7 protein-coding genes are annotated in these 5,125 nt (G+C 65.3%); 2 read left to right on the plus strand and 5 right to left on the minus strand.

The features are described from left to right. From JaAD80_RS29645 to JaAD80_RS29660, 5 genes are all read right to left on the minus strand, one after another. Positions 1–335 (minus strand): iron chelate uptake ABC transporter family permease subunit (locus JaAD80_RS29645; RefSeq protein ID WP_146012634.1); only part of this gene is annotated, 335 nt, incomplete at its 3' end. Continuing rightward, the gene (locus JaAD80_RS29650; protein ID WP_102299741.1) at positions 332–1,258 is read right to left on the minus strand and encodes a hemin ABC transporter substrate-binding protein; all 927 of its coding nucleotides are present in this window, start codon (positions 1,256–1,258) and stop codon (positions 332–334) included. The genes JaAD80_RS29645 and JaAD80_RS29650, both read right to left, overlap by 4 nt. Beyond that, positions 1,246–1,629 carry a ChuX/HutX family heme-like substrate-binding protein gene (locus JaAD80_RS31810; RefSeq protein WP_258003268.1) on the minus strand — a complete coding sequence of 128 codons (384 nt, stop codon included), beginning with the start codon at positions 1,627–1,629 and terminating at the stop codon, positions 1,246–1,248. The genes JaAD80_RS29650 and JaAD80_RS31810 overlap by 13 nt, the downstream gene beginning before the upstream one ends. Next, positions 1,574–2,332 (minus strand): ChuX/HutX family heme-like substrate-binding protein, encoded by a 759-nt coding sequence (locus tag JaAD80_RS29655; protein ID WP_258003269.1) that lies wholly within the window; start codon positions 2,330–2,332, stop codon positions 1,574–1,576. The genes JaAD80_RS31810 and JaAD80_RS29655 overlap by 56 nt, the downstream gene beginning before the upstream one ends. A gap of 210 nt (positions 2,333–2,542) precedes the next feature. Then, complete coding sequence (locus JaAD80_RS29660; protein WP_102299742.1) at positions 2,543–3,454, minus strand: DMT family transporter; 912 nt, start codon at positions 3,452–3,454, stop codon at positions 2,543–2,545. Between the two features lie 238 nt (positions 3,455–3,692). On the opposite strand from JaAD80_RS29660, the gene gcvA reads away from it, so the two are divergent. Together gcvA and JaAD80_RS29670 are read left to right on the plus strand one after the other, a co-directional pair. Further along, positions 3,693–4,637: a transcriptional regulator GcvA gene (gcvA, locus tag JaAD80_RS29665; RefSeq protein WP_058051030.1), complete on the plus strand. Its 945-nt coding sequence runs from the start codon at positions 3,693–3,695 to the stop codon at positions 4,635–4,637. Further along, positions 4,634–5,011: a hypothetical protein gene (locus tag JaAD80_RS29670; protein WP_102299744.1), complete on the plus strand. Its 378-nt coding sequence runs from the start codon at positions 4,634–4,636 to the stop codon at positions 5,009–5,011. Before gcvA ends, JaAD80_RS29670 begins: the two co-directional genes overlap by 4 nt. Positions 5,012–5,125 lie beyond the last annotated feature (114 nt).

The raw sequence follows: 5,125 nt of genomic DNA on the forward strand, positions 1-5,125 counted from the left end.
CTGCCGATGCCCAGCAGCCCCGGGTCGGCCAGCGGATTGCGGAACAGGCCCTGCGTCAGGCCGCCGGCCAGCGCCAGCGCGGCGCCAATCAGCACGGCAAACAGTGCGCGCGGCAAGCGGATATGCCACAGCACGTACGCGCCGCCGGACAGCGCCTCGTCGCCAGTTTGCAATGGCGCCAGCCAGTCTGCCAGTGTCACGGGCACGGCGCCCGCCTGGACGGCGATGAGCAGGCCGGCAAGTAGCGCCGCAGCCAGCAGGCCGGCGGCGCCCCAGCGCCGCATGTGCCCGGACAGGCGCCAGGACATGGCCGGCGTCATCGCGCGTACATTCATGCGGCCATGGCTTTCGCAAAGGCGGCGTCGAGGTCCGCCAGCGCCTGCGGCATGCGCGGGCCAAAGCCCAGCAGCAGCATGGCTTCCTGCGAGACGATGCGGTGCTGCTTGCCGGCCGGTGTCTGCGCCAGTCCTGGCAATGTCAAGATGCCGTCCACCCCGCCCGAGGCCTTCAGGCCCTGGTCCGTCACCAGCACGACGTCGGGCCGGGCGGCGATCACCGCTTCCGGCGTCAGCGGCTTGTAGCCGGCAAATCCACCCTGTCCGCCCATCACGTTGACGGCACCCGCATACGCCAGCATGGCGTCGGCGCCCGTCTCGCGCCCGCCCACCATCACCTGGTTCGGCGCGTGCGCGAGGATGAACAGCACGCGCACGGGCGCATGCTGGCGCTTGCGCACCTTGGCCAGGGCGCCGCTCCACTGCTGCCGCAGGTTTTGCGCCAGGCGCGCGGCGGGTTCCACGCGGCCCGTGATCTGGCCCACCTGTTTTACGCGTTCGAGCAAGCCTTCGAACTGGTTATTCGCATTCAGCACCGCCACCGGCACGCCGGCGTCGCGCACCTGGCGCAGCACCGTTTGCGGCCCCGCTTCCTCGGTGGCGATCAGCTGAGTGGGCGCCAGCGACAGCACGCCTTCGGCCGACAGGGTGCGCGCATAGCCCACCTGCGGCAGCTGTTGCGCCGTTGCCGGATACAGCGAGGTCGTGTCGACGCCCACCAGTTCCGCCTGCGCATCGAGCGCGTAGACGATTTCCGTCAGGGCGCCGCCGACGCTAACGATGCGCCGTGCTTTCGCCACGGGCTTGCCGGCGTCGGACACGGCGGCCAGCACCTGCATCGGTGCCGCCAGGGCCAAGGCTCCCGCCCCCATCTTTTTCAGCGCGATGCGGCGCGCCACGCTGGCAGCGATCATGCGGCGCATAATTCGCCCTCCCGCGCCACGCGCTCGACGACATTGCGCCATTCGCACAGTTCATGCGTGCCCGGCTTGCGTTCGCCGAAGAACATGACGATGGTGTCGCCCTTGGCGTCGAACAGTTCGACGGACGTCACCAGGCCATCGACGGTGGGCTTTTTCACCACCCAGGCGCTGGCGATATGGTCTTCGCGCAAATGCAGGTTGAAACGTGCATCGAGGATATTGATCCATGGTCCCATCACGGCGATCTTGTGCACGGGCCCGGAATGGATCTGGATCATGCCGGCATTGCCGACGAAGGCCATGATGGAGACCTTTTCAAGCGCGGCGTCTTTGAGCAGGTCGAGCACGCAGGATTTGTCCAGCGGCTGCACGAAGCGCGGCTCGGCCAGACGCAGGCCCTGCAGGCGCGAGACCGAATATTTTTTTCAGCAAAGTGAAAAAATCATGCGTGTCGCGCAAGTCGGCCCAGGCGGCGCGAAAGCCGGCCACGTCGATCTGCGCGTCGGGCAGTTCCGCCGGCGGGGCTGCCTGCGCCGTCACGCGGATGCCGGCCGTTTGATCGGCATCGGCAAAGCGCGACACCAGCGCATCGTAGGCGGCCATGTCGCTTTGCGGCTTGAGGAAAATCTTGTGCACGGCCTGGCCGGCCGCGTCGAAGAACTGCAGGCTGCGCTGCACCTCGTGTTCTTTCATCTCGCGCACGGCAAAGCCATGCGCCCACTGGCGGTAGAACACGCGCAGGTCGATCTCGCCGCCTAGCACCAGGCCGACGTGGTTGGCGTGACTGGCTTGTCGATAGACACCCGTCTTTTCATGCACGCAGGAGGCGTTGCGCGTCAGCGCCATGACTTCGCCCAGCGGCTCCAGCGCGGCGACGATGGCGGGCCAGTCGGCCTGCAGGCGCTCAGCGCCCAGCAAGGCGCCATTGGCCAGCGACAGCCCGGCGTGCGCGGCGATCAGCTCGCCTTCGGAGATGGCCAGTTCCTCGGCGATGTCGCGGTGGCGGGCGTTCTTTTCGCGGCGCAGGCGGGCGAATTCGCCGGCGATCATCTGGGTATTGCAAATAGGGGGCATGCTCGTCACGGTGTCTCCTTTCAAGGCGAACACTGGCTGGCATGGGGATGGGCTGGCTGGTGGTGGGGGAATCCTGCCGTTAATTATAAATGAGAATCATTCGCAATCAAGTGTTATTTGTGCGCGCAAAAAAAGCACCGCGGCAGGAAACCCGTCGCGGCGCAAAGGAGACCGATCGATACAGCCGATCAGTTCAGGAAAAAACAGGGATCAGGCGCTCGCTTGCGCACCCGGCATGGCGGCCGGTTTCGCTTCCTGCTTCGGACTGGAACGCTGGGCCAGCAGGATCACGGCCGTCAGCACCATGGCGCCGCCGAGCAGTTGCGTGCCACTCACGGACTCCTTGAGCAGGGTCACGCCAAACGCCATCGTGATGACGGGTTCAAAGGTGGAAATGATCGATGCCTTGGCCGCGCCGATTTGCGCCACGCCGGCAAAGAAGGCGGCAATCGCGATCGCCGTCGAGAACAGGGCGATGGCGCTGACGGCCAGCCAGCCCGTGGCAGTGCCCGGCAAGGACACGCCTTGCCAAACGGCAATCGCACTGTTCGCCAGGCCGGCCGTGCCCAGGATCACCACGCAGGCCGCCAATGGGTGAATATTCTCGCGGCTTTTCGACAGGCTGTTGCCAAACAGGATGTACACGGCGTACACGCCGGCTGCCATCAGCGCCAGCGCGATGCCGATGGGCTGGCCCTGCAATTTACCGCCCAGGGTGGTGGCCATGCCGGCGATGGCCAGCGCCAGCAGCACCAGCATGCGCCGGTCGAGCTTTTCCCAGCCCAGCGCCAGCGCCAATATCGTCACCAGCACGGGATACACGTACAGCAGCATGCCGCACAGGCCGCTGCTGGCATACATCAACGCATTGAAATAGCCTTGCGACTGGGCCGTGTACATCAGGCCCATCAGCATGTAGCCGGCCAGCAGGCGGCCGCGCGGCAAGCGCCAGCCACCGAGCCACACGAGCGGCAGCAGCAGCATGGCGGCGATAACGAAACGCAAGGCCAGCATGGTCGACGGGTTGACCCCGGACGCATAGGCCGCCTTGGCAAACACTGCGGAACTGCCGAAACCGGCGGCCGACAGCAACACCAGCGCAACAGCGCGGCGATCAGACATGACTAAACCTCTATGAGTACGCCAGGGTAAACCTGCTGCGTATCGCGACGGTTTTCCCAGGCGTTGTAACGTTGTAAATATAAATGCCCAGCCTGGCCGGGAGATGTGCATGCGTGAATCCTATTGCGGGTCGCATCACGCAGTGACGGCATCATATTCGCTTGCGCAAAATGAAACAAACCAATATTCTTCACGGATAGGCCAAATATTACTGAGGCTCAATTCTCTGAAGAGTGCCATGTCACGTCCCCTGCCCCCACTTGCCGCCCTGCACGCCTTCGAAGCGGCCGCCCGCCATGAAGGCTTCCAGCGCGCCGGCGAGGAATTGCACGTTTCGGCCGGCGCCATCGGCCACCATGTGAAACAGCTGGAAGCGTGGCTGGGCATCGTGCTGTTCCAGCGCCTGCCGCGCGGCGTGGTGCTGACCAATGCGGGCCAGCGCTATGCGGCGTCGCTGGGACCGATCCTCAACCAGCTGGCCGACGTCTCGGAACAGGCGCGGCGCCAGGGCGACGACAAGGTGGTGACGGTAACGGCCACCAGCTCGCTCGTCTCGCGCTGGCTGATGCCGCGCCTGGGCCGGCTGCGCGACCGCTATCCGCAGATCGAGCTGCGCGTGCTGGCATCGATGCATCCGGTCGACCTGGCCCGCGACGGCGTGGACGTGGCCATCCGCCTGGGGCCGGGACGCTATCCGGGCCTGAAGGTCGACCTGCTGATGGAAGAATGGTTTTCCGCCGTCTGCAGCCCGGATTTCCGTGCCAACGCGGCCAGCCTGCGCCAGCCCGCCGACCTGCTGCGCTATCCGCTGCTGCACGACGAACCGGAAGTGCACCTGCCCGGCGAAATCGACTGGACGCGCTGGCTGCACAGCTGCGGCGTGCATTACAGCGGCAATAGCGGCAACAGCGGCGCGCGCTTTTCGCACACGTATTTATGTCTGGACGCGGCCGCCAGCGGCCAGGGCGTGGCGATTGCCGCCAGCCCCCTGATCGGCGACGACCTGCGTTCTGGCCGCCTGGTGCGCGTGTTTGAACACGCGGTGCGCGGCCCCCACTGCTATTATCTGCTGCGCTCGCCCCAGGCGGAAACGCGGCCACTCGTGCATGCATTCTGCGAATGGCTGATCGCCGAGGCGCGCGCCGACCAGGAAACCGTCTGGCCAACAGTGGAGACCGCATGACTCAGCAGGAACTGGCGCGCAGCGCCACATATATCGTCCAGCATGCATACGAACACGCCACGGTAACGGCGGCCGATGGCCGGCAAGCGGGCGTGGGCGAGTTCTATGGCGACCCGGCCGTGGCCTTGATCGATGTCAATGAGCAATGGTGCGCCGTGGCGGGCGAGGGATTGGTGATTTGCCGGCTGGCGCCATCGTTCGGCCCGTGCGCGGCATATTTCCGCCAGCCTGGCGCAACAGTGTGGATCACGGACTTGCGGCAAACGGCAGCGTTTGCGCTGGAGTGGCAAGATGAAGATGGCGCTTGGCACCCCCTCGATTTTGACTTTGGTACGATTGTAACGGAACCTTCGCGACGCCTCACAAAACCGTAGCGAGCGGAAGGGAGAGGTGGCTAAGAAGCGCAACCGTACGAAGGTACGGTGAGCATCGCAGGCCGCCTATACCGACGCGCAGTAGGTTKYGTCTTCGATTACAGCTTGATAAAG

The sequence above is a fragment of the Janthinobacterium sp. AD80 genome (genome assembly GCF_002878455.1).
GTDB lineage: Bacteria > Pseudomonadota > Gammaproteobacteria > Burkholderiales > Burkholderiaceae_D > Janthinobacterium.

Bases quoted from the DNA above. Each gene is read 5' to 3' on its own strand.
- JaAD80_RS29670 (WP_102299744.1), top strand. From the start codon at position 4,634: ATGACTCAGCAGGAACTGGCGCGCAGCGCCACATATATCGTCCAGCAT.
- JaAD80_RS29655 (WP_258003269.1), bottom strand. From the start codon at position 2,332: ATGCCCCCTATTTGCAATACCCAGATGATCGCCGGCGAATTCGCCCGC.
- gcvA (WP_058051030.1), top strand. From the start codon at position 3,693: ATGTCACGTCCCCTGCCCCCACTTGCCGCCCTGCACGCCTTCGAAGCG.
- JaAD80_RS29660 (WP_102299742.1), bottom strand. From the start codon at position 3,454: ATGTCTGATCGCCGCGCTGTTGCGCTGGTGTTGCTGTCGGCCGCCGGT.
- JaAD80_RS29650 (WP_102299741.1), bottom strand. From the start codon at position 1,258: ATGCGCCGCATGATCGCTGCCAGCGTGGCGCGCCGCATCGCGCTGAAA.